The organism is Pseudomonas sp., from assembly GCF_048269965.1.
Taxonomy (GTDB): Bacteria; Pseudomonadota; Gammaproteobacteria; order Pseudomonadales; family Pseudomonadaceae; genus Aquipseudomonas.
In genome coordinates, this window is the sequence record NZ_JBLWTV010000006.1 from 244,420 (window position 1) to 265,411 (window position 20,992).

General features: G+C 61.1%; 25 protein-coding genes and 1 pseudogene. 16 read left to right on the forward strand and 10 right to left on the reverse strand.

What is annotated here, in order from left to right; genetic code table 11:
* Positions 1 to 33: 33 nt before the first annotated feature.
* The 4 genes from ACN0X6_RS09905 to ACN0X6_RS09920 all read left to right on the forward strand — a co-directional run bounded on the left by ACN0X6_RS09905 (position 34) and on the right by ACN0X6_RS09920 (position 6,377).
* Positions 34 to 369, forward strand: coding sequence for a hypothetical protein (locus ACN0X6_RS09905; protein WP_417703553.1), 336 nt, complete (start codon positions 34 to 36; stop codon positions 367 to 369).
* A 100-nt stretch (positions 370 to 469) separates the two neighbouring features.
* A complete protein-coding gene (locus tag ACN0X6_RS09910) occupies positions 470 to 1,729 on the forward strand; it encodes a TolC family protein (protein ID WP_045735129.1) in 1,260 nt (419 codons plus the stop codon).
* Positions 1,726 to 3,249 (forward strand): efflux RND transporter periplasmic adaptor subunit, encoded by a 1,524-nt coding sequence (locus ACN0X6_RS09915; protein WP_052716952.1) that lies wholly within the window; start codon positions 1,726 to 1,728, stop codon positions 3,247 to 3,249. Before ACN0X6_RS09910 ends, ACN0X6_RS09915 begins: the two co-directional genes overlap by 4 nt.
* Complete coding sequence (locus ACN0X6_RS09920; RefSeq protein WP_417703556.1) at positions 3,246 to 6,377, forward strand: efflux RND transporter permease subunit; 3,132 nt, start codon at positions 3,246 to 3,248, stop codon at positions 6,375 to 6,377. Before ACN0X6_RS09915 ends, ACN0X6_RS09920 begins: the two co-directional genes overlap by 4 nt.
* Positions 6,378 to 6,451: 74 nt before the next feature.
* Here the strand turns inward: ACN0X6_RS09920 and merA are convergent.
* The 3 genes and pseudogenes from merA to merT form a co-directional block, all read right to left on the reverse strand.
* Positions 6,452 to 7,843: pseudogene (merA, locus tag ACN0X6_RS09925) on the reverse strand (mercury(II) reductase); the annotation flags it as partial.
* 29 nt (positions 7,844 to 7,872) lie between these two features.
* Entirely contained in the window at positions 7,873 to 8,163 is a 291-nt protein-coding gene (merP, locus tag ACN0X6_RS09930) for a mercury resistance system periplasmic binding protein MerP (RefSeq protein WP_417703558.1), read from the reverse strand.
* 67 nt (positions 8,164 to 8,230) lie between these two features.
* A complete protein-coding gene (merT, locus tag ACN0X6_RS09935) occupies positions 8,231 to 8,581 on the reverse strand; it encodes a mercuric ion transporter MerT (protein WP_045735124.1) in 351 nt (116 codons plus the stop codon).
* 71 nt (positions 8,582 to 8,652) lie between these two features.
* Between merT and merR the strand changes: the two genes are divergently transcribed.
* The 4 genes from merR to ACN0X6_RS09955 all read left to right on the forward strand — a co-directional run bounded on the left by merR (position 8,653) and on the right by ACN0X6_RS09955 (position 10,978).
* Positions 8,653 to 9,078, forward strand: coding sequence for an Hg(II)-responsive transcriptional regulator (merR, locus tag ACN0X6_RS09940; protein WP_045735123.1), 426 nt, complete (start codon positions 8,653 to 8,655; stop codon positions 9,076 to 9,078).
* 86 nt (positions 9,079 to 9,164) lie between these two features.
* Positions 9,165 to 9,425 (forward strand): glutaredoxin 3, encoded by a 261-nt coding sequence (gene grxC, locus ACN0X6_RS09945; RefSeq protein ID WP_045735122.1) that lies wholly within the window; start codon positions 9,165 to 9,167, stop codon positions 9,423 to 9,425.
* A 22-nt stretch (positions 9,426 to 9,447) separates the two neighbouring features.
* Complete coding sequence (locus ACN0X6_RS09950; RefSeq protein WP_052716951.1) at positions 9,448 to 10,479, forward strand: DUF3179 domain-containing (seleno)protein; 1,032 nt, start codon at positions 9,448 to 9,450, stop codon at positions 10,477 to 10,479.
* Positions 10,460 to 10,978, forward strand: a complete 519-nt coding sequence (locus tag ACN0X6_RS09955; RefSeq protein WP_045735121.1) for a hypothetical protein — start codon at positions 10,460 to 10,462, stop codon at positions 10,976 to 10,978. Before ACN0X6_RS09950 ends, ACN0X6_RS09955 begins: the two co-directional genes overlap by 20 nt.
* On the opposite strand, the gene ACN0X6_RS09960 is transcribed toward ACN0X6_RS09955, so the two are convergent.
* The 3 genes from ACN0X6_RS09960 to ACN0X6_RS09970 are packed head-to-tail and all read right to left on the reverse strand — an operon-like array spanning position 10,975 to position 13,115.
* On the reverse strand, positions 10,975 to 11,460 hold the full coding sequence (locus ACN0X6_RS09960) for an arsenate reductase ArsC (RefSeq protein WP_045735120.1): 486 nt from the start codon (positions 11,458 to 11,460) through the stop codon (positions 10,975 to 10,977). The genes ACN0X6_RS09955 and ACN0X6_RS09960 overlap by 4 nt on opposite strands.
* A gap of 24 nt (positions 11,461 to 11,484) precedes the next feature.
* The gene (locus ACN0X6_RS09965; RefSeq protein WP_085063215.1) at positions 11,485 to 12,249 is read right to left on the reverse strand and encodes a DUF6969 family protein; all 765 of its coding nucleotides are present in this window, start codon (positions 12,247 to 12,249) and stop codon (positions 11,485 to 11,487) included.
* 53 nt (positions 12,250 to 12,302) lie between these two features.
* Positions 12,303 to 13,115: a cytochrome c peroxidase gene (locus ACN0X6_RS09970; RefSeq protein WP_417703562.1), complete on the reverse strand. Its 813-nt coding sequence runs from the start codon at positions 13,113 to 13,115 to the stop codon at positions 12,303 to 12,305.
* A 279-nt stretch (positions 13,116 to 13,394) separates the two neighbouring features.
* Here ACN0X6_RS09970 and ACN0X6_RS09975 point away from each other — a divergent pair, with 279 nt between their 5' ends.
* The 7 genes from ACN0X6_RS09975 to ACN0X6_RS10005 all read left to right on the forward strand — a co-directional run bounded on the left by ACN0X6_RS09975 (position 13,395) and on the right by ACN0X6_RS10005 (position 17,820).
* On the forward strand, positions 13,395 to 14,000 hold the full coding sequence (locus ACN0X6_RS09975; protein ID WP_417703564.1) for an RNA polymerase sigma factor: 606 nt from the start codon (positions 13,395 to 13,397) through the stop codon (positions 13,998 to 14,000).
* Positions 13,994 to 14,221 (forward strand): hypothetical protein, encoded by a 228-nt coding sequence (locus tag ACN0X6_RS09980; RefSeq protein WP_045735117.1) that lies wholly within the window; start codon positions 13,994 to 13,996, stop codon positions 14,219 to 14,221. Before ACN0X6_RS09975 ends, ACN0X6_RS09980 begins: the two co-directional genes overlap by 7 nt.
* Before the next feature lie 87 nt (positions 14,222 to 14,308).
* Positions 14,309 to 15,007 (forward strand): DUF2064 domain-containing protein, encoded by a 699-nt coding sequence (locus tag ACN0X6_RS09985; RefSeq protein WP_052716950.1) that lies wholly within the window; start codon positions 14,309 to 14,311, stop codon positions 15,005 to 15,007.
* Positions 14,994 to 15,716 carry a glycosyltransferase gene (locus ACN0X6_RS09990; RefSeq protein WP_045735115.1) on the forward strand — a complete coding sequence of 241 codons (723 nt, stop codon included), beginning with the start codon at positions 14,994 to 14,996 and terminating at the stop codon, positions 15,714 to 15,716. Before ACN0X6_RS09985 ends, ACN0X6_RS09990 begins: the two co-directional genes overlap by 14 nt.
* A gap of 10 nt (positions 15,717 to 15,726) precedes the next feature.
* On the forward strand, positions 15,727 to 16,512 hold the full coding sequence (locus tag ACN0X6_RS09995; protein ID WP_052716949.1) for a DUF547 domain-containing protein: 786 nt from the start codon (positions 15,727 to 15,729) through the stop codon (positions 16,510 to 16,512).
* A gap of 14 nt (positions 16,513 to 16,526) precedes the next feature.
* Complete coding sequence (locus tag ACN0X6_RS10000; RefSeq protein ID WP_417703567.1) at positions 16,527 to 17,423, forward strand: patatin-like phospholipase family protein; 897 nt, start codon at positions 16,527 to 16,529, stop codon at positions 17,421 to 17,423.
* Complete coding sequence (locus ACN0X6_RS10005; RefSeq protein WP_045735113.1) at positions 17,407 to 17,820, forward strand: hypothetical protein; 414 nt, start codon at positions 17,407 to 17,409, stop codon at positions 17,818 to 17,820. The genes ACN0X6_RS10000 and ACN0X6_RS10005 overlap by 17 nt, the downstream gene beginning before the upstream one ends.
* On the opposite strand, the gene ACN0X6_RS10010 is transcribed toward ACN0X6_RS10005, so the two are convergent.
* The 4 genes from ACN0X6_RS10010 to ACN0X6_RS10025 form a co-directional block, all read right to left on the reverse strand.
* On the reverse strand, positions 17,817 to 18,047 hold the full coding sequence (locus ACN0X6_RS10010; RefSeq protein ID WP_417703569.1) for a dihydrolipoamide dehydrogenase: 231 nt from the start codon (positions 18,045 to 18,047) through the stop codon (positions 17,817 to 17,819). The genes ACN0X6_RS10005 and ACN0X6_RS10010 overlap by 4 nt on opposite strands.
* Positions 18,044 to 18,988, reverse strand: coding sequence for an HD-GYP domain-containing protein (locus ACN0X6_RS10015; protein ID WP_417703582.1), 945 nt, complete (start codon positions 18,986 to 18,988; stop codon positions 18,044 to 18,046). The genes ACN0X6_RS10010 and ACN0X6_RS10015 overlap by 4 nt, the downstream gene beginning before the upstream one ends.
* A 103-nt stretch (positions 18,989 to 19,091) precedes the next feature.
* Positions 19,092 to 19,436, reverse strand: a complete 345-nt coding sequence (locus ACN0X6_RS10020; protein ID WP_417703571.1) for a GFA family protein — start codon at positions 19,434 to 19,436, stop codon at positions 19,092 to 19,094.
* Between the two features lie 124 nt (positions 19,437 to 19,560).
* Positions 19,561 to 19,905, reverse strand: coding sequence for a hypothetical protein (locus ACN0X6_RS10025; RefSeq protein WP_417703572.1), 345 nt, complete (start codon positions 19,903 to 19,905; stop codon positions 19,561 to 19,563).
* Between the two features lie 127 nt (positions 19,906 to 20,032).
* Here ACN0X6_RS10025 and ACN0X6_RS10030 point away from each other — a divergent pair, with 127 nt between their 5' ends.
* On the forward strand, positions 20,033 to 20,749 hold the full coding sequence (locus ACN0X6_RS10030; RefSeq protein ID WP_417703574.1) for a transglutaminase-like cysteine peptidase: 717 nt from the start codon (positions 20,033 to 20,035) through the stop codon (positions 20,747 to 20,749).
* Positions 20,750 to 20,992: the final 243 nt, after the last annotated feature.

The window sequence follows — 20,992 nt, forward strand, 5'->3', positions numbered from 1 at the left end:
ACCCCTTCCCGAGCCTGCACTAGACTCAAAAACATGAAACGACGTCTGCACTTGCTGCTGTTACTGCTCAGCCTTACCCTTCCCATCAATGGCATGGCGGGTCTCATCGCCCTATCGCCGCCTTGTCCGATGGAGCAGCAGGGTATGTCGATGGAGGATATGCATGCCTCGTGCTGCGAAGATCAACAACCACAAATGTCAGGCGGTAAAGTCTGTAAGACCGGGCAAGAGTGTAAGAGCAGCAGCATGCTGCAGGTCTCGGTCATCAAGACGCTAGTACTGCCCGCTCATCCCACCGTAATGTCCTTCGCCAGCGACTTCCTTCCCACCATGTCCCCTTCCGGGGTGTGGCGCCCACCCCGCGTTTGATTCCCGTGCTGACTTAAGTTCCGTTTCGCCCTGTTAGATGGCGAGACGATATGCGTGTGCCCGCCTGGGCGCGCGCAGGACCATCCACAGGAATCGTGAAATGAGTATCCGACACTACTGCAGTGCGCGCCGCTTATGCCTGGCCGCCCTTGCGCTGTGCACACTGGCCTTACCTGGCCTGGCCAGCGCCCTTACCCTGGATCAAGCGCTAGTGCTGGCTGAGCGCGAGGCACCATCGCTGGCTGCCCAGGCCGCCAACCGGGATGCAGCGATTCAGGCTGTCATACCCGCGGGTGAACTGCCGGATCCCAAGCTACTGCTGGGCCTGCAGAACTTTCCGATTGAGGGCGACGCTCGTGGCAGCCTTACGCGTGATTTTATGACCATGCAAATGGTCGGAGTCATGCAGGAGGTGCCCAACCGTGACAAACGCCGGGCTCGGGTCGAAGCCGCCCGGGCTGGCATCGACAGCGCCGACGCACTGGCGCGGGTCGAACGCCTCAAGGTACGCCGGGAAACCGCGCTGGCATGGATTGGCAGCTTCGCCATCGAACAAAAGCTGCAACTTTTCCAATCGCTGTATGAGGAGAATCGCCTGCTGGCCAAGGCCGTACAGGCCCAGATTGCCGGCGGGCGCGGCATGGCAATCGACAGCCTTGCGCCCAGGCAGGAAGCCGCACTGTTGGCCGAGCAGGAAGATGAGCTTGAGCGCAATCGCGAGCAAGCCCGGGCAGCCTTGCGACGCTGGCTCGGCGCGGCAGCCGGCGAGCCGCTCTCAGGCACTTGGCCGAGTTGGCCGGTGGACGACCCGCATTTTCGTCACAACCTGCAGCGCCACCCTGAACTTCAGATCTTCGAGCCAATGACCGATGAAGCAGAGGCCCAGGTGCGCTTGGCCGAAGCGGAAAAGAAATCGGACTGGAGCTGGGAGCTGGCCTATCAGAAGCGCGGCGATGCTTTTGGCGACATGCTGTCGGCACAGCTGACCTTTGACCTGCCGCTATTCGCAGGCCGTCGCCAAGACCCGAAGATCGCGGCCAAACGCGCCGAAATGCTGCGCCTTGAGGCTGAGCGTGAGGCCGTGACACGCGAGCGCCTGCAAGAACTCGATGACGACCTGGCCGAGTATCGCCGCCTGGATCGAGCACTTGCTCGCAGCCAACAGACCCTGGTGCCGCTGGCCGAAGAAAAGGTGCAACTGGCCATGGCTGACTACCGTGCCGGTGCCGGCGATCTGATGACACTGGTGGCCGCCCGCCGGGAGCTGATCGAAGCGCGCCTGAAGCACATTGACCTGCAGCAGCAACGCGCACAAACAAGCGCTCGCCTGTATTTTGCTTATGGAGACAGGAGCCAATGAAGACTCGAATTTGGCGAAGCGCGTTGCCGGCCATTTTGGTATTGGGCATCGGCGTGACAGTTGGCTACTGGTTCGCCCATGAATCAATGAACCACGCATCGGCGACCACTCAAGCACCAACCCAGGTCAGTAAGGCCGACGAACGCAAGGTGCTGTATTGGTACGACCCCATGCTGCCGCAGCATAAGTTCGACCAGCCGGGCAAATCGCCCTTTATGGACATGCAGTTGGTACCGCGCTATGCCGACGAGGGGGGCGACAGCGCAGCAGTCAGCATCAATGCGAGCATCACCCAGAACTTGGGCATGCGCCTGGCTCCGGTGACCCGCGGGGCGTTGGTCAATAGCCTGGAAGCGGTCGGCAACCTGACGTTCAATACTCGTGATATTGCCGTGGTGCAGGCACGTACGGGCGGTTTCGTTGAGCGCGTCTATGCCCGTGCGCCGGAGGATCTGCTCGCAGCCGGCGCGCCCCTGGCCGACCTGCTTGTGCCCGAGTGGGTTCGTGCCCAGGAAGAGTATCTGGCCCTGCGCAATACCGGCGACCCTGTCTTGCTGGCCGCAGCACGCCAGCGTCTGCGGCTGGCCGGCATGCCGGCGGAGCTGATTACAAGGTTCGAGCGCAGCGGCAAGGTCCAGGCGCTATGGACGGTGACCAGCCCGATTGCCGGCGTGCTGCAACAACTCGATGTGCGCGAGGGCATGAACCTGATGACAGGTGACACCCTGGCCATCATCAATGGTCTGCGCAGCGTCTGGCTGGATGTGGCAGTGCCCGAGGCCGAAACCCTGGGCCTGCGCCCAGGCCAGGCGGTCGAGGCGCGCCTGCCGGCGTTTCCCGGCGAAGTGCTCAGCGGCAGCATCGAAGCCGTTCTGCCCCAGGCCAATCTGGACAGCCGCACCCTGCGCGTGCGAGTGGTGCTGGATAACCCCGACGGTCGCCTGCGTCCGGGCTTGACCGCCCAGGTACGGTTGGCCCGGCCGGCACAGGGCGATGTGCTGTTGGTGCCGAGCGAGGCGGTGATTCGCAGTGGCCGCCGCGCCCTGGTGATGCTGGCCGAGGGCGAAGGGCGCTACCGCCCGGTGGAGGTGCGCCTGGGCCAGGAGGCGGCGGGGAGTACACAGATTCTCGAAGGGCTGGAGGAAGGCCAACAGGTGGTCGCCTCCGGGCAGTTCCTGCTCGACTCCGAAGCCAGCCTGCGCGGCATCCTGGCCCAGGAGCTGGGTGCGCCGGCAGCGGAGGTCAGGCTCAAACCGACCCTGCATGAAGCCGAAGGACAGATCGACTCCATCGAGGACGATGGCGTGATGCTCACCCATGGCCCGTTCAAGACCCTGGGCATGCCGGGCATGAGCATGCTGTTTCCAGTGGCCGATGCGACGCTGCTGGAGGGCTTCAAGCCGGGTGACCGGGTGCGGGTTGGGGTGCGCGCCGACGACGAAGGGATGTGGATCGAGCGCATCGAGCACCTGATGCCCGCGCCCCATGGCGAGCACGCCGAACAGGAGGTGCAGCCATGATCGCCGCGCTGATCCGCTGGTCGGTGGCCAACCGTTTCCTGGTGCTGCTGGCGACCCTGTTCGCCACCGCCTGGGGCATTTGGTCGCTGCAAAACACGCCCATCGATGCATTGCCGGACCTGTCCGATGTGCAGGTGATCATCCGTACGCCCTATCTGGGCCAGGCGCCGCAGATCGTCGAGAACCAGGTGACCTACCCGCTGGCCACCACCATGCTGTCGGTGCCAGGGGCGAAGACCGTGCGGGGCTATTCGTTCTTCGGCGACAGCTTCGTCTATGTGCTGTTCGAGGACGACACCGACCTCTACTGGGCGCGCTCACGGGTGCTGGAATACCTTAGCCAAGTCCAGAGCCGTTTGCCGGCAAGCGCCAAATCAGCGCTGGGGCCGGACGCCACCGGGGTCGGCTGGATTTACCAGTACGCCCTGGTCGACCGCACCGGTAAGCATGACCTGGCGCAGTTGCGTGCGCTGCAGGACTGGTTCCTCAAGTTCGAACTGAAGACCCTGGCCAACGTCGCCGAGGTGGCGACCATCGGCGGCATGGTCAAGCAGTACCAGGTGCAGCTCGACCCGATCAAGCTTGCTAGCCTGGGCATCACCCAGGCCGAGGTGACGGACGCCATCGGCCGGGCCAACCAGGAAACCGGCGGCGCGGTGCTGGAGCTGGCGGAAACCGAGTTTATGGTGCGTGCTTCCGGCTACCTGCAAAGCCTCAACGACTTTCACGCCATCCCCTTGCGCTTGTCTGCCGGCGGCGTGCCTGTGACCCTGGGCGAGGTGGCGCATATCCAGCTGGGCCCGGAAATGCGTCGCGGCATCGCCGAGCTCGATGGCGAGGGCGAGGTGGTGGGCGGCGTGGTGATCCTGCGCAGTGGCAAGAACGCGCGCAGCACCATCGAGGCGGTCAAGGCCAAGCTTGAGGAGCTGAAAAGCAGCCTGCCGGAAGGGGTGGAGATCGTCACCACCTACGACCGCAGCCAGCTGATCGACCGTGCGGTGACCAACCTCAGCCATAAGCTGATCGAGGAATTTATCGTCGTGGCGCTGGTCTGCGCGGCCTTTCTCTGGCATTTGCGCTCCTCGCTGGTGGCCATCGTATCCTTGCCTGTCGGGGTGCTGATCGCCTTTATCGTCATGCACCAGCAGGGCATCAACGCCAACATCATGTCGCTCGGTGGCATCGCCATCGCTATCGGTGCCATGGTCGATGCCGCGGTGGTGATGATCGAGAACGCGCACAAGAAGATCGAAGCCTGGCACCAGAAGCATCCCGGCGAAGAACTCAAGGGCGAAAGCCATTGGCGGGTGATCACCGACGCTGCGGTGGAAGTTGGCCCGGCGCTGTTCTTCTGCCTTTTGATCATCACCCTGTCGTTTATCCCGGTGTTCACCCTGCAGGCCCAGGAAGGCCGGCTGTTCGGCCCCCTGGCCTTCACCAAGACCTATGCCATGGCCGCGGCCGCGGGGCTGTCGGTGACCCTGGTGCCAGTGCTGATGGGCTACTGGATTCGCGGGCGGATTCCCGACGAGGCGCGCAACCCTCTGAACCGCGGGCTGATCCGTCTCTACCAGCCGGCGCTGGATGCGGTACTGGCGTGGCCCAAGACCACCCTGGCGGTTGCGTTGCTGGTGTTTCTCAGCACCCTGTGGCCACTGTCGAAGCTGGGCGGCGAGTTCCTGCCGCCGCTTGATGAGGGCGACCTGCTCTATATGCCGTCGGCCCTGCCCGGCTTGTCGGCGCAAAAAGCCGCGCAACTGCTGCAGCAGACCGACCGGATGATCAAGACCGTACCGGAAGTCGCCCATGTATTCGGCAAGGCCGGCCGCGCCGAAACCGCCACCGACCCGGCGCCGCTGGAGATGTTCGAGACCACCATCCAGTTCAAGCCGCGCGAGCAGTGGCGCGCCGGCATGACCGCGGACAAACTGGTGGAGGAACTGGACCGGGTGGTGCAGGTGCCCGGGTTGACCAATATCTGGATTCCGCCGATCCGCAACCGTATCGACATGCTCGCCACCGGGATCAAGAGCCCGATTGGGGTCAAGGTCGCCGGCGCCGATCTGGCGCAAATCGATGCGACCACCCAGGCCATCGAGAAGGTCGCCAAAGACGTGCCCGGGGTGAGTTCCGCCCTGGCCGAACGCCTGACCGGCGGGCGCTATATCGATGTCGACATCGACCGGACGGCAACGGCGCGCTACGGCCTGAATATCGCCGACGTGCAGGCGATCGTCTCCAGCGCCATCGGCGGCGAGAATGTCGGAGAGACCGTCGAAGGCCTGGCGCGTTTCCCCATCAGCGTGCGTTATCCGCGGGAATGGCGCGACTCGCTTGGCGGGCTCAAACAGCTGCCGATCTACACCCCCCAGGGCAGCCAGATCACCCTGGGTACGGTGGCGCGGATCAGGGTCAGCGACGGCCCACCGATGCTCAAGAGCGAGAACGCGCGGCCCTCGGGCTGGGTCTATGTGGATGTGCGTGACCGCGACCTGGCCTCGGTGGTGGCCGACCTGCGAGCCGCCATCGACGAGCAGGTCACCCTGCAGCCGGGCATCAGCCTCAGTTATTCGGGGCAGTTCGAGTTTCTCGAACGGGCCAACGCACGGCTCAAGCTGGTGGTGCCGGCCACCCTGCTGATCATCTTCGTGTTGCTTTACCTGTGCTTTGGTCGCCTCAGTGAGGCCCTGTTGATCATGGCCACCCTGCCCTTTGCATTGGTCGGCGGCGTCTGGTTCCTCTATTTGCTTGGTTTTCACCTGTCGGTGGCCACCGGGGTCGGCTTTATCGCCCTAGCCGGTGTGGCAGCAGAGTTCGGCGTGATCATGTTGCTCTACCTGAAAAACGCCTGGAACGAACGACAGGATGATGGACGTAGCGACGAGGCCACACTGCTAGAGGCGATCCGCGAAGGCGCCGTGCTGCGTGTACGGCCCAAAGCGATGACCGTAGCAGTGATCATCGCCGGCCTGCTGCCGATCCTTCTCGGTGGCGGCACTGGCAGCGAAGTGATGAGCCGCATCGCCGCGCCCATGGTCGGCGGCATGCTCAGTGCGCCGCTGCTATCGCTGTTCGTGTTACCCGCGGCATACCGACTGATGCATCGGCGCCGACTCAGAGCTCTTTGAGCTGATTGGAAAGGTCAAGCGCCCTGTTGGGCGCTCGACCTTTGACTTCAGGTGTAATTGGCTCTTTCTTTCGGTCAGCCGGCACAGCAGGACAGTTGTTTCACGTCCTTGGTGAAGGTCTGCGCTGCCAACTTCAATCCCTCTACCATAGTCAGATAAGGGAATAGCTGGTCGGCCAGCTCCTGCACCGTCATCCGCGCCCGTATGGCCAATGCGGCGCTCTGGATCAGCTCGCCCGCATCCGCCGCTACCGCTTGCACACCTAGCAGCCGGCCGGAGCCTGCTTCTGCGACTAGCTTGATGAAACCGCGGGTGTCGAAGTTGGCCAGCGCACGTGGCACGTTATCCAGGGTAAGGGTACGGCTATCGGTTTCGAGGCCGGCGTGCTGTGCTTGGGCTTCGCTGTAGCCGACAGTGGCCACCTGTGGGTCGGTGAACACCACGGCCGGCATGACATCCAGGCTGAGCGTCGTCTCGCCGCCAAGCATATTGATCGCCGCACGGCTGCCGGCCGCCGCCGCCACATAGACGAACTGCGGCTGGTCGGTGCAGTCGCCCGCCGCATAGATATTGGGGGCACTGGTGCGCATGCTGGAGTCGATCCGGATGCCGCCGCGCTCGGCCAGCTTCACGTCGGCTGCCTCAAGGTTCAGACCTTGAGTGTTAGGCGTACGGCCGGTGGCAACCAGCAGTTGCTCGGCCCGCAGTTCACCCTGGTTGGTGCTCAGGATGAACTCACCCTCGACATGCGACACCTGGCTGGCCTGCGTTTGCTCCAGCACTTCGATACCCTCCATACGCAAGGCCGTCGTAAGCGCTTCGCCGATGGCCGAGTCCTCACCGAAAAACAGGGTGTGGCGCGCCAGGATCGACACCTGGCTACCTAAGCGGGCGAATGCCTGCGCCAGCTCCAGTGCCACCGCCGAAGAGCCGATCACGGCCAGGCGTTTGGGGATGCTGTCGCTTACCAGGGCCTCGGTAGAGGTCCAGTACGGCGTGTCTTGGAACCCTGGAATCGGAGGTACGGCCGCGCTTGAGCCGGTGGCAACCAGGCAGCGATCAAACGCCACGATGTGCTCACCACCCTCGGCCAGTTCCACGCTGAGCGTGTGGCTATCCCTGAAACGGGCGGTACCGCGCAGCACGTTGATGGCTGGGGTGCTCCGCAGGATGTTTTCGTACTTGGCATGGCGCAGTTCGTCCACCCGACCTTGTTGCTGCGCGAGCAGCCGTTCGCGCAGGATCGTCGGCGTGGTGGAAGATAATCCGCCATCAAACGGACTCCCGCGGCGCAGATGGGCCACATGCGCGGCACGAATCATGATCTTCGACGGCACGCAGCCGATGTTGACGCAGGTGCCGCCGATGACGCCGCGCTCGATCAGGGTGACGCGGGCACCGCCTTCGACCGCTTTCAGCGCCGCCGCCATGGCGGCAGCGCCGCTGCCAATTATGGCGATATGCAGTGCTGCCAAGTCCTCGGGGTTACGCATGGTCACTCCTTGAGCGAAGCGGGATAGCCCGCGTTTTCGCTGGCCTGGGTGAGCGCTTCAACGCTGGTCTTGGCATCGTCGAAGGTGACAATGGCTTCACGGTTCTCATAACTCACCTCGGCCTTGGTCACGCCCTCGACCTTGGTCAGCGCCTTCTTCACCGTGAACGGGCAGGCGGCGCAGGTCATGCCGGACACCTCTAAGGTGACGGTCTGGATAGCCGCCCAGGCTGGCGTGGCGATGAGGGTGGCCAGGGCGATGGATGCGAGCAATCTTTTGTAAGGCGCATCCATGCGCCTTACCCCTGCGGGGCCGGCGCGAAAATGTGTTCCAGACAAATTTTTCATGGCGAACTCCGGATCAATAGAACAAGGGAAGGATGTAGGGGAAGCCAAGCGCGACCAGCACCAAGGCCGCCACCAAGCAGAACAGCAGCTTGTAGGTGGTGCGTACCTGAGGGATGGCACAGGCTTCACCCGGTGTGCAGGCCTGAGCCGGGCGGAAAATGCGTCGCCAAGCGAAGAACAGCGCCACCAGTGCCGCGCCGATGAAGATCGGTCGGTAAGGTTCCAGCACGGTCAGGTTGCCGATCCAGGCTCCACTGAAGCCCAAGGTGATCAACAGCAGCGGCCCAAGACAACAGGTCGAGGCGAGAATCGCCGCCAGCCCCCCGGCGACAAGAGGGGCGCGCCCGTTTGACGGTTCAGACATACATTGCTCCTTTTATGCACTTGATCGATGAACTAAGGTTACTTCCGTAGTCAAGTACGGGATCAAGCATCATGGAGAGCACGGCACAGCGTCTGACCATTGGCGTTTTCGCCAAGGCAGCCGGCGTCAATGTGGAAACCATCCGTTTCTATCAGCGCAAGGGCTTACTGCCTGAACCAGATAAGCCGTTCGGTAGTATTCGCCGTTATGGCAACGTCGATGTGGCGCGGGTGCAGTTCATCAAGTCCGCTCAGCGGCTGGGCTTCAGCCTGGATGAAGTGGCCGAATTGCTGAAGCTGGACGACGGCACGCATTGTCATGAAGCCCGTGAGCTGGCCGAACAGAAACTTACCGATGTGCGCGATAAACTCGCAGATCTCCAACGGATCGAGTCAGTGCTGACTCACCTGGTTCGCGCCTGCTGTGCAAGCCCAGACAGGGTGGCCTGCCCGCTTATTGAGTCGCTGTATCAACGCAAGAATCCGCCTAACAGTTAGCTGCAAAACCTGCTGTAACAAACCCCGTCGTGGCTCATCTCAATTGCACAGGGCGACTGTCTCGCTCGTCCAACTGAGGTTTATCCATGAGCCGCGTCATCCTTTACACCAGCCAGCATTGCCCTTTCTGCAAACAAGCCGAACACCTGTTGAGCCAGCGCAATGCCGGGCCCCTGTCGAAAATTCGGGTGGATCTGGATCCCGCTCAACTGCAACAGATGATTGAACTGACTGGCCGGCGCACCGTACCGCAGATCTTTATCGGCGAACGCCATATCGGCGGTTATGACGACCTGGCCAAGCTCGACCGCAGTGGCGAACTCAGGACACTGCTCGGTAACCAGTAGCCGTCTGCTGATGGGAGGTGCCATGCACTGCCGATACTTTCTGACCTTATTGGGCCTGGTCTACCTGGGCGCCACACTGCCCGTTCAAGCCCAGCCGCCGGCCGGGCCTGAGCGCGTGCTATCACCCAGCCATGCCATGTTTAACGAGCTGCTGCTCTCCGGCGGCCCCGGCAAAGACGGCATTCCCGCCATCGGCTCGCCCAAATTCAGCGATGCCGGGGATGCAGACGACTACCTCAAAGCCCAGGACATCGTATTCGGCGTCTATCACCAGGGCGAGGCAAAGGCTTACCCGCAGCGAATCATGGTCTGGCATGAAATCGTCAACGACAGCCTCGGAGGCGAACCCGTCAGCATCACCTACTGCCCGCTGACGGCCACGGCCATCGGTTTCAAACGCGGCAGTACCAGCCTTGGTGTCTCCGGCAAACTGCTGAACAGCAATGTGGTGATGTACGACCGGGCCAGCGATAGCTACTGGTCGCAGATCGCCGCCGTAGCCATTGAGGGGCCACTCAAGGGCCAGAGTCTGGATGAGATCCAGGTTACCTGGACCACCTGGGCTCGCTGGAAGGAGCGCTACCCGCAAACCCAGGTGCTGACTGAGCGCACCGGCTATATGCGCAACTACAACCGCGATCCCTATGGCAGTTACAGCCCGTTGCATGGCTACTATATCGAGCCGCAGGTGATGTTTCCGGTCACCCATAGCCGCCCCGAACTGCATGCAAAGCAGATGATTCGCGGTTTTCGCACCTCACAGGTGGCTGTCGCCATCAATCGGGAATACCTGGAGCAACAGGGAGTCGTGCATTACCAGCATGCCGACCGGCACTACCTGATCATTCAGGACAGCCGCCTCGATACCGCCTGGGTTTATGAGTCTGACGCGCGCATCGCCCTCGACCCAGCCACTCTGAGCTTCACCCAGGACGGCCCGCAAGCCCCGGAGCTGCTGGGGTTGGCCAAGGTAAACATGATCGATGCCATGTGGTTCGCCTGGGCCACCTTCTACCCGCAGACGGTGCTGCTTGATGCCCCTGACAGTCTTTAAGCGCTGGCTGATCGGCCTAGTCTCCGGGGCTTATGGGCTGCTGTACCTGTATATGCTCGGGGATATCGACATCGGTACTGCTGGCTGGAGTTGGCACAACCTACCCTGGCAATGGGCCCATCTCCTTTCCCAGCGCAGCCCCTGGCAATTTGAGGCGCTGGCCATGCTGGAGATGGGAGGGCTGGTCATACTGCTTAGCCCGGTCAATCTATTGATTGCCACGACGCTTTCAGCCCTGCTGGGCCTGAACTTGCATGGTGCTCTGGCGTTGCGTCAAAGCGCCCACTGTACGGCCATCTCCAGCGCGGGGGTATGGCCCTCTCTGCTGGCCGGTGGCGCGTGCTGCGCCCCCAGCCTGTTATTGCTGTTAGGTATTCCAGGGCTGGGAGCTTTTGTCAGCCTATTCGCCTGGATGGTACCGCTGGCGCTGATTCTGTTGCTGATCAGCCGCTTCTGGCAAAGACGCCAAGGCGCGCCTGCGCTCTGGTCACTGTTTTAGGCAGCCTCGGGCAGTAGCAGGCCAATGCGCCGAAGCTCTTGCTGCAACTGTTCCGCCTGCAGGTTGGCCAAAGGTAGCTGCAGAAACCGCTCGACACGGGCGCGGATCACTTGCACGGTCTGATCGAATACCGCGTTTATCTCCTCCTCCGAGCCCTGCTGCGCCGCCGGGTCGGCAAGCCCCCAGTGCGCCTTGAACGCCTGATCGAAATAAGCCGGGCAAGGTTCATTAGCGGCATTGTCGCAGAGGGTAATCACCACATCGGGTTGCAATTGTGCGTGCACCTCCTGGGACTTGCTGTACAGCCCCGTCTGCTCGATGCCAGCACGCGCCAGGGCCTTCAGGCTTTGCGGATGCACCCAGCCACAGGGTTTGCTACCCGCACTCACGGCACGCATGTTGACCGGGGCCAGGTGATTGAACACGGCTTCAGCCAGGATGCTGCGACAGCTGTTGGCGGTACAAAGAAACAGGATATTCATGCTGGTACTTACCTTGGTTGAAGCTTATCGGCTTAAGCCCTGGGCCTGACGCAGTTGCTCGACCCAGGCGTTAATTGAAATGTCGAGATGCCCGGTGATCTCCAGAGAACGGTCTTCCAGCACATCCTGGTCGGGATGCAGCGCACGACAGTGCTCGACAACCTGATCACGATGATCAAGCAATGCCTCGATATGCGGGCGAAACAGCTTGAGCATGGCGCTTAGCCACAGATTGGTCGGCCAGGAGGGATGGGCGTGGTCGATCAGAAAGCCCGGCAGCATCTCTTTCACCGCCTTCGCCGGGTACCAGGTTTCCGCCGTGACCCAACGATTGCAGGCGAACAGGCCAATCGGCTGGCCCCAGGCATCCATGGAAATGGCCACCAGATGGGCAATGGCCTCATCGCCCGCAGGCCAGGGCTCGCTCTTGCACAAATCCTTACGCGGCTGCAGGTGTGCACCTATACCTGCACCGCGAATAAAGGTGTGGAAGTGTCCATGCTCTACGCCCCCTTCACGGTGAGCGTGGTAGTAGTACTGGCTGTGGCTGTCGCGGTCGAATACGTCGCCATCGGGGTAGTGGTTCATCTCATAGAACCCCTCATGGCCCTTGAGCAGTTCGCCGACCACGTTCAGTCCGGCCTTGGCCAGCGCACGCTGGCAACGCTCAACCTCGGCGGCGGCCTCCAGCATAACGGCCCGCTCGTGCGGCGAAAGCGCGGTTGCATCAGGCGCGGCCAACAGCATGCCTGGGACGGCATTGGGTAGATTGGAAAGCGGTAAATTCATGCAACCCTCCAAACGCGCCGGAGCCGATCAAACCGGCCCCGGCTCGCCCTGATTCAAGATTTGACGGCGCAGGGATTTTTAACCGCGCAAGGGTTCTTGGCGGCACAAGGGTTTTTCGCAGCACAAGGATTTTTGACCGCGCATGGGTTCTTCGCGGCGCAAGGGTTGGCCGCACAGGGATTGGCTGCGCAGGGATTGGGCTTGAAGCTGGTCTGCAATGTCGCGGTGTAGGCTGTCAGCGCCGCCAGTTCCTTCGATTCCCAGCCCAATGCCTTGGCCGCCATGGGCGCGACCATGCAGATCTGCACCATTTCATCGAGAAAGACCTGACTCATGCCGAACTGATCCCTGGCCATGGCCACCTCGTGGGGGAACGCCTTGGCAAAGCTGGCCTGAAACAGATTGCCGCCCTGGTGGCAGGTCGCGCAGGACAGGCCGTTGCTGCTCAGTTTTGGGTCCTTGTACAGCTGCTCGCCATAGGCCACCAGCTCAGCCTGAGGGCCCTGATAAGGCTTGTAGTTCGCTGGGCGCTTGACTGATTTAACGGCGCAAGGGTTGAGCTTGGCGGCACACGGATTGGCGGCGCAGGGGTTCTTGGCCGCGCAGGGATTTTTCACCGCACAGGGATTGGGCGCGCATTTGGCGGCACAGGGATTCTTCGCTGCACAGGGATTTTTCGCGGCGCACGGGTTCTTGGCGGCACAGGGGTTCAGCGTGGCCGGTGCGCATTTGGCCGCGCAAGGGCCGCACGGGCTGGCGGCGAAAGCTGGGCCGGCCAGGGCCAAGGCCAGCACGCTGGCTGACACCATCGCGGCAATGGGGCGCTGACAAGAAAACTGCGGATGATCGGGACAAGTCGAGTGCATGGGGGCTTTCCTCATAGGGCTACAGGTATTGTTTGTTATTGGTGCCACCACTGAAGACACCTGCGCTGGCAGGTCTGCAAGCATTGTCAGCGCTTGGTCGCGTTCTCTCCCTAGGCACACTAGTAGGCTTTGGATGATTCGCTACTACTCTGATGAAGCATCGATGTTTTTGTTACAGACCACCCTCTTTCCAATTCCGAGCTGTAACAAAAGCGGCGTTGTTTGCTCCAAGACCAATGCTCACAATCAGGCCCATGAACCATCAGAGGTAATCCGCCCATGGATGATGAACAGGCACTGCTCAAGCGACTGCGACAGGGCGACAAGGAAGCGTTAGAAGGCGTTATCAAGCTGCATCACGCCTTCCTAATCGCGATGGCCACTCCATTGGTCGGCCATGAATTGGCTGACGATGTCGCCCAGGAAACCTGGATCAAGGCTTTTTCCGCTATCAAGAAATTTGAAGGGCGCTCGAAACTGCGCACCTGGCTGGCGCGCATCGCTATCAACGAGGCCCATGCCATCCGCCGCAAGACCGGCCGCGAGGTCTCGTTCGACGGCTGGGGGCATGATCAGGGCTCTCCAATCAGCACGCGTTTCAATGAACAGGGTGCGTGGGACGCGCCACCCACCCAGTGGCATTACGACACCCCGGAAGCATTGCTGACCGAAGCCGAACTGCACGAATGCATCCACAAGCATCTGCATAAGCTGCCCGACGACCAACAAAGCGTGGTGATGATGCGTGAGCTGGGCGGCCTGGATTACACCGAAATTGCCCGCGCCCTTAATCTGGCCGAAGGCAATATCCGGGTGCTGTTGCACCGTGGCCGGCAACGCATGCACGCCATGCTCAATCATTTCGAGGAGGTGGGAACATGCTGAGCTGCCGCGAAATGTCGGAACTGAGCTCCGATATCATGGAAAGCCACCTGAGCCTGAAAAACCGCTGGGCGGTCTATATGCACCTGCGCATGTGCCCGCGCTGCAAGCTGTATCTGGAGCAACTCAAGTTGACCGCTGAAGTGTTGCAGAAGCTGCCATTGGACAAGCAACCGGTGGACAGCGCGGCCATCCTCAAACAGCTCAAGTTGTCCGAAGATTGACCCGGGCCTTGTAACAAAACGGCTTATGCCCGCTCCTAATGGCACAGCGCTTTTGCGCGGCCCCTCAGGTGCACATGGAGCATAAGTTTGAGCCTCGATCTCAGCAAAGATGAACCTCAACCCGCCTTGGTTCTGTTGTGCAAACGTCCGGCCCTGGGGCACTCCAAACAACGGCTGGCTGCGCAGATAGGTCCGGAACCTACCCTGCAAGTCGCAGAAAAGCTGCTGCTGTGTGCGCTGGAAGATCTGCAGCATTGGCCTTACCTGCCCGTTATCGCGCCAGATCATCCCGATCATTTTGACTGGGCCAGCGACAGCAACCCTCGCGCACTGGTCATTGCACAGTCAGCCGGCAACCTGGGCCAACGACTTCAGGCGCTGGATCAGCACTTGCGGGCAAGTGGGTATGGCCACTTGCTCTATATGGGCAGCGATTGCCCGGCCCTGAACCAACAGCACTTTCGCCGTGCCTGCCAGTTGCTGGACAAGCACGACACGGTATTGATCGCCGCCCGTGATGGCGGCGTTGTGCTGATGGCCAGCAAGCGCCCCTGGCCCAAGCTGGACGATCTGCCCTGGAGCACGGCGACCCTGAGGCAGGCCCTGGTACAACGTTGTCGACAGGTAGGCTACTCGGTGATCGAAGCAGACATTTTGGCGGATGTTGACCAGCACGAAGATCTGCCAGGGCTTGTCCGTGTGCTGGAGCAGGAGGGCCGCCCTGCTCGCCGGGCATTACTGACCACCTTGCAACGTCTCGGGCTGGAACAGCATGCAAGCCAATAGAGCCATCAGCGTGATCATTCCCTGCTGGCACGACCATGCCGCGTTGGCAGCCCTGCTCGCCCGCCTCAACGGCTTGGCGCAACGGGCACGGCAGCAGCTGCAGTTGCTGGTCGTGGACGCGGCCAACAGCCCCGAGTGCCAACGCATCTGTAACCAGCTGGGCGCTCAGTGGCTTGCCTCGGCCCCCTGCCGGGGTCAGCAACTACGTCAAGGCGCTGCCCAGGCGCAGCATTCCATTCTGTGGTTTCTGCATGCCGATACTCAGCTGCTGGGCAACCCACTGCTGGACGTGCAGGCGGCGATGAGCAATGGCGCTGTCGGCGGCTTCTTCGCTTTCCGCTTTGCCGGGCCAAGCTGCTGGCAAAGCCGATTACTTGAGCAGCTGATTGGCTGGCGTAACCGCTTCGGCACCCCCTATGGCGACCAGGGCCTGTTTGTCGAGCACAGTGCCTATTTCGCCTGTGGCCAGCACAGTCCCTGGCCACTTTTTGAAGAGGTCGATCTGGTTAACAACCTGCGGGGCGTCGGAGATTTCCAACGTATCGAACATGGCTTGCTGGTCGACCCCCGGCGCTGGCAGCGGGACGGCTGGTGGCGCCGTTCCCTGAGCAATCGCCTGCTGGCGCTGGCCCATGCCTGCGGTGTTTCCGCGTTCACCCTCGCGCGCCTGTACCAGCGCGGCCACCGCCCCCACTCACTGAAACCTTAGGAAACCACCCATGCGCCCACTGTTTTTGTTGCTGGCCTTGTGCTTCAGCAGCTTTTTGCAGGCCGACACCTTCGACCATCAACATCAGGCCTGGACTCGCCTGCTGCAACAGCATGTGAGCTGGCTGGAGCAGGGACATGCCAGCGTCGTCGACTATGCGGCATTGCAAAAGAATCGTACCGAACTGGATCGCTACCTGGGCGCGCTGTCCGCCGTCCCCCCAGCCGACTACCAGCGCTGGCAGCCCGAACAGCGCCTGGCGTTTCTGATCAATGCGTATAACGCCTTCACCCTCAAGCTGATTGTCGAGCACTACCCGCTGGACTCGATCAAGTCCATTGGTGGTCTGTTCAGCAGCCCCTGGAAACAAGCCTTTATCCCGCTTCTGGGGCAACGCTTGAGCCTGGATCAGATCGAGCACGGCATGATCCGCGAGCCTAGCGTATTCGACGAGCCGCGCATTCACTTTGCTGTCAATTGCGCGTCAGTGGGCTGCCCGGCATTACGCGACGAGGCCTTTGTCGCCGAACGCCTGGAGGAACAACTGCAGGACAGCCAGAAGCGCTTTCTATCCGATCACAGCCGCAATCGCTTTGATCCCACAAGCCAGCGGTTTCAGGTGTCGAAAATATTCGACTGGTATGGCGAGGACTTCATCCAACAGTGGGGATCGCTGGAGGCCTATTTCCAGCAGCACCTGGCCTTGCTAAGCCCACCTGCCAACACATTGCCTACTCAGGGCCGCGTACGCATCGACTACCTAGACTATGACTGGAGCCTGAATGAAGCGCGCTGAAAGGAGCACGGCCCATGGCTGAGGTCACTGCATTGGTATTGGCCGGCGGCGGTAGCCTGGGTGCCGTACAAGTGGGCATGCTGCAGGCACTGGTACAGGCCCGCATCAGCATCGACCTGGTTATTGGTGCGTCAGTGGGGGCGATCAACGGCGCCTACTTTGCCAGCCGCCCGGATAGCCACGGGGTCAGTGAGCTGGCCAGCATCTGGTGCGGACTGAGTCGACGCGACATCTTTCCATTCAGTGTGCTGGGCGCCGGGGTCGCCCTGCTGCGTGGACAAGGCCACCTGCTCACCAGCCAGGGCCTGCAGCACATGATCGGGCGATTTCTGCCGGCGGCTCGTATCGAGGACAGTCGGCTGCCTTTGCATATCATGACCACCGACATGCTAAATGGCGCGGAAGTGTTGCTCTCACGAGGCAATCTGCTCAAAGCGTTATTGGCCAGTGCCGCCATTCCCCTGGTCTATCCGCCGGTTGAGATCGATAGACGACTATTGATGGACGGTGGGGTAGCCAGTAACACACCCATCGCCAGCGCAGTCGCACTCGGCGCCACGCGCATCCTGGTGCTACCCACAGGTTTTGGTTGCGCCTGCACGGCGCCGCCGCGAAGCCTAGTTGCCCGTGGCCTGCACACCCTTAACCTGATGAGCATGCGCCAGCTGGTTCGTGACATCGCCCTGCATCAATCCCTGGCCCGCATCCATGTGGCCGCCCCGCTCTGTCCTCTGGGCGTCTCCGTCTTTGACTTCAGCCAGACCGCCAGCCTGATTGCAAGGGCCAGGCAGCAAACCCAGATCTGGCTTGAGCTGGGCGGTTTGCAGCAGACGGCGATTCCCGAGGCGTTGCTGGCCCACTCCCACCCCGAGATGCCCACCGAAGAGAGCGCCAATGAACGCACTGATTAACCTGCACCTGAACCTCTGGCAGTCCTTCCGCCGACTCCCCCTATGGGTACAGCTGTGGATGGCGGCAATACTGCTGCCGGCGAACCTAGCCAGCTTGCTGCTGTTGCACTATCCCAGCGCCCAATGGATTGCGCTGAGTGCACTCATAGTGGTCGGCAGCAATATGCTGCTTATGTACGTATATGGCGGATTCAGTCGACTGCTCGCGGTTCCCCACCTGCTGATCTGGGGCCCCTTGCAAGTCATGTTGCTGATGTACCTGGCACAGTCAGGCGAACCGCTGACTACAGGTGAAGTGCTGTATGTCAGCCTGGTCTTGGTGGTAAACGGCATCAGCCTGGTCTTTGACCTGATCGACGCCTGGCGCTGGATGCAAGGCGAGCGCCAGCTGTTCTAGGAACTGGTCTCGGCCCGTTCACTGTCGCGGCGGGCCTGAATAGCGCTAAAACTCGCCACGGCAAAAGGCACCAGATAGTTGAGCAGAAGGTGAAAGACAGACAGCTTTTCTGCTCCCCATAACGCACCGCCCTGATTGATCAGGTTCAATACACTCCCCACCAGCAGAGCCGTGACCGCAGCACGCCGCCCTACGCCAGGCTGAGCAAGTGATCTGAATACCTTCATGGCGCTGTACCTGCGGGCAAGGTGGCGGTTGAGTTGAGCATTTGCTGCAACGGCATACTGGCAACCGCCTCGGCGATTACACGGCGAATCAGGCCATGATCGGCCTCGGGTTGTAGCGCACGTGGATCGCCCATTTCGCCGGTTGGCTTAGCCTGCAGACCAGCCTTGCCCTGCTCCAGGATAAAGCCACCACCACAGTTACGGCAGAAAATGGCTTCGCCGGCTTGCTGCTCACGCCGGACAACCAAAGTGGGGCCGCACATGGGGCAATGCTGCAAGGGAATGCCCTCATCGGAGTGAGCAATAACATGATCGAGCACGCCTTGGCGGCCGAGCATCAGAAAGTGCTCGCACAAGGCTGGATCGAACTGGCTGCCACTCTGACTCTGAATGATTGCCAACGCTTGGCCCCGGCTCATACCGGCCCGGTACGGACGGCTGCTGGTCATGGCATCGAAGGCATCGCACAAGCCCACGATACGGGCATCCAGAGATATTTCAGGGCCGCGCAGGCCACGTGGGTAGCCTTTGCCATCTGGTCGCTCATGGTGATTGTAGACAGCCGCCAGCACCAGACCGGCCAGAGGGTGACCCGCGAGCATTCGCGCCCCCATTTCCGGGTGGGTGCGAATCAAGGCGTATTCCTGCTCATCCAGCGCGCTGGTTTTGCGCAACACGGCATCCGTAATGCCGATCTTGCCCAAATCATGCAGAAAACCGCCCAGGCTAACCCGCGCCACATCGGCCGCTGTCAGCCCCGCAGCCTCGGCCAGAAGACGCGAGTATCGCGACACCCGCCACAGATGGCCGCCGGTATAGGGGTCTCTGGCCTCGACAAACCAGGCCATCAGCAACAGGGAACTGACCAAGGCGCCAGCCGCTTCCTGCTCGCCAGGCTCGGGCAGCGCATGTTTTCGCCAGCCACTTAGAAAAGACAGCATCAATATTCCCTCTCAGAACAGACCGGCCCCTCCCGTAAAGCCTAGGAAGCAACCCCTAAAACGCTCATCTCTGGCCAGCCAGCAAACCACAGCCCACTGCAGCCTAGTGGCGCACTGTTGAGTTCGTGTTCTCGATTCGTTGTAACTGCAGATCATCCACACACATCAAGTTCACCACCCAGGACTCGGGCAACACTGCCGGGCGGCTGAAGGTACTCACACCACACCCCTGGCAAAAGTAATGCCTGGCCTTCAGCGTGCCGAAGCGATACTCACGCAAATGCTCCTTACCCGAACGTATACACAGCTGAGCTTCGGTGATGGCATGCCACAACACACCTTTACGTCGACAGTAAGCGCAATGGCACCTCAACACCTCGCTGGGCATGCAACTGACTTCAAAACGCACCAGCCCACAATGGCAGGCGCCTCGATACGACTCGGCCATAGACAGCCCTCCCGGTCAAAGGAATGCCGACTCCGGCCAAGACGCAACAATGGGTTGGCACCTCCTTGTGCCCAGGGATAAAGAAGCCAGCGTGGTCGGCCCCTCCTCCAACAGACAGCCCCCATCAATGCTGGCTACCATAGATGGCACGGTCACGCAGGATGGGCGATTTGTAGCTTGGTTCAGGTTGGCTCTGCTGCGCATCCAGCGTGTCGTCCAGGCTGCCGGCAGCCGTTGGTTGCTCTTCGATCAGCTGGACAAACCGCTGGCCTTCTTCGCTCCGACCACGTTGCGCAGCCAATGCCTGCAGGCGTTGTTGATTGCGCATAACCCGCTCGCTACCGCCTTCGGCGAGCTGCAGTTGCGGGGCCTGAACGGACCAGGGCGATAGATTCTCCGAGGCCTGAGCCGCAGTGCCAAAGCCCACCAGCAGAGTTGCCAGAGCGGTCATGGTGATTAAGGTTTTCATGATGTAATCCTCTTAAGTTGTCTTACATCACTCAGATGACTGGCTCGCGCCTTTGTTACAGCCAGCAGTTTTCTCGCCACGCTGACCGACGAACGTCGCTTGATCCCACAGCAACACGAGCAGTAAGGTGCAGCGGCATGCTGGCTCAATGCCGCCCTGTCCCAAGGAGTCTTTCTTGCCAAAGCTCTCGCCCCATTTCCTGCAACTGCCACGCGTGCTTGCCCTGTTGCTGCTTCTGCAAATGCATGGTTGGACACTTGCCCATGCAGGGGGCGACATGGTGAGAAACGAACATAGTCCCACCGAGCGCCTGCAGGCTTGGCACAAGCTGATACACGATTTGGCGGGAGCCTCCGAATCGCAGCAACTGCAGCAGGTCAATCACTTCTTCAATACCCATATCCGCTACGCAGAAGATATCGATCTGTGGGGCGTCAGCGATTACTGGGCCTCACCTGAAGAAACCATTGAGCGAGGCGCAGGAGACTGTGAGGACTTTGCCCTGGCCAAGTACTTCACTCTACGTCAGCTGGGTGTCGCACCCGAGCATCTGCGCCTGCTGTACACCACCCTTGCCGGCAATGGCCAGGCGCATATGGTGTTGGCCTATTGGCCTACCCCGCAGCACGAAGCGCTGGTTCTGGATAACCTGGACGCTGACCTGACCCCCGTGCTGCAACGCCAGGATCTGCGTATCCAATTTGCATTCGATGCCCAGCACCTCTACAAGCCGGAAGGTGAAACGCTGCGGGCAATCGCCGATGCCGATCTGCTGCCTGCTTGGCGCACCCTGCTGCAACGGATGACAGGGGCGCAATTAAGCCTGGCGCAGTTGCAGCCATAGCCAGGCAAGCAGCGCACGACTTGACCCGTTTCTTACCCCTGAAATTTTCATAAAACATACTGATCCACTTCCTGACCCTGCGTTTATTTCAGTCTTTGCAATAAGCTAAAGGCTGGGGTTTGGGGAGCAATGGAACCAAAAACCAACGTAAGCCCTACCAACGCTTTTCGGTGTCTTCTTCCCAGGCGCCCATCTCGACAAAACAGTTGCGCATGTCGGCCTCCTGGCTGATCTCGGTCAGCA

What these genes read in the sequence shown, in the direction of transcription:
- ACN0X6_RS09905 (WP_417703553.1), top strand. Translation starts at nt 34, where the DNA reads ATGAAACGACGTCTGCACTTGCTGCTGTTACTGCTCAGCCTTACCCTT.
- ACN0X6_RS09910 (WP_045735129.1), top strand. Translation starts at nt 470, where the DNA reads ATGAGTATCCGACACTACTGCAGTGCGCGCCGCTTATGCCTGGCCGCC.
- ACN0X6_RS09915 (WP_052716952.1), top strand. Translation starts at nt 1,726, where the DNA reads ATGAAGACTCGAATTTGGCGAAGCGCGTTGCCGGCCATTTTGGTATTG.
- ACN0X6_RS09920 (WP_417703556.1), top strand. Translation starts at nt 3,246, where the DNA reads ATGATCGCCGCGCTGATCCGCTGGTCGGTGGCCAACCGTTTCCTGGTG.
- merP (WP_417703558.1), bottom strand. Translation starts at nt 8,163, where the DNA reads ATGGATGCGCCTTACAAAAGATTGCTCGCATCCATCGCCCTGGCCACC.
- merT (WP_045735124.1), bottom strand. Translation starts at nt 8,581, where the DNA reads ATGTCTGAACCGTCAAACGGGCGCGCCCCTCTTGTCGCCGGGGGGCTG.
- merR (WP_045735123.1), top strand. Translation starts at nt 8,653, where the DNA reads ATGGAGAGCACGGCACAGCGTCTGACCATTGGCGTTTTCGCCAAGGCA.
- grxC (WP_045735122.1), top strand. Translation starts at nt 9,165, where the DNA reads ATGAGCCGCGTCATCCTTTACACCAGCCAGCATTGCCCTTTCTGCAAA.
- ACN0X6_RS09950 (WP_052716951.1), top strand. Translation starts at nt 9,448, where the DNA reads ATGCACTGCCGATACTTTCTGACCTTATTGGGCCTGGTCTACCTGGGC.
- ACN0X6_RS09955 (WP_045735121.1), top strand. Translation starts at nt 10,460, where the DNA reads ATGCCCCTGACAGTCTTTAAGCGCTGGCTGATCGGCCTAGTCTCCGGG.
- ACN0X6_RS09960 (WP_045735120.1), bottom strand. Translation starts at nt 11,460, where the DNA reads ATGAATATCCTGTTTCTTTGTACCGCCAACAGCTGTCGCAGCATCCTG.
- ACN0X6_RS09965 (WP_085063215.1), bottom strand. Translation starts at nt 12,249, where the DNA reads ATGAATTTACCGCTTTCCAATCTACCCAATGCCGTCCCAGGCATGCTG.
- ACN0X6_RS09970 (WP_417703562.1), bottom strand. Translation starts at nt 13,115, where the DNA reads ATGCACTCGACTTGTCCCGATCATCCGCAGTTTTCTTGTCAGCGCCCC.
- ACN0X6_RS09975 (WP_417703564.1), top strand. Translation starts at nt 13,395, where the DNA reads ATGGATGATGAACAGGCACTGCTCAAGCGACTGCGACAGGGCGACAAG.
- ACN0X6_RS09980 (WP_045735117.1), top strand. Translation starts at nt 13,994, where the DNA reads ATGCTGAGCTGCCGCGAAATGTCGGAACTGAGCTCCGATATCATGGAA.
- ACN0X6_RS09990 (WP_045735115.1), top strand. Translation starts at nt 14,994, where the DNA reads ATGCAAGCCAATAGAGCCATCAGCGTGATCATTCCCTGCTGGCACGAC.
- ACN0X6_RS09995 (WP_052716949.1), top strand. Translation starts at nt 15,727, where the DNA reads ATGCGCCCACTGTTTTTGTTGCTGGCCTTGTGCTTCAGCAGCTTTTTG.
- ACN0X6_RS10000 (WP_417703567.1), top strand. Translation starts at nt 16,527, where the DNA reads ATGGCTGAGGTCACTGCATTGGTATTGGCCGGCGGCGGTAGCCTGGGT.
- ACN0X6_RS10005 (WP_045735113.1), top strand. Translation starts at nt 17,407, where the DNA reads ATGAACGCACTGATTAACCTGCACCTGAACCTCTGGCAGTCCTTCCGC.
- ACN0X6_RS10010 (WP_417703569.1), bottom strand. Translation starts at nt 18,047, where the DNA reads ATGAAGGTATTCAGATCACTTGCTCAGCCTGGCGTAGGGCGGCGTGCT.
- ACN0X6_RS10015 (WP_417703582.1), bottom strand. Translation starts at nt 18,988, where the DNA reads ATGCTGTCTTTTCTAAGTGGCTGGCGAAAACATGCGCTGCCCGAGCCT.
- ACN0X6_RS10020 (WP_417703571.1), bottom strand. Translation starts at nt 19,436, where the DNA reads ATGGCCGAGTCGTATCGAGGCGCCTGCCATTGTGGGCTGGTGCGTTTT.
- ACN0X6_RS10025 (WP_417703572.1), bottom strand. Translation starts at nt 19,905, where the DNA reads ATGAAAACCTTAATCACCATGACCGCTCTGGCAACTCTGCTGGTGGGC.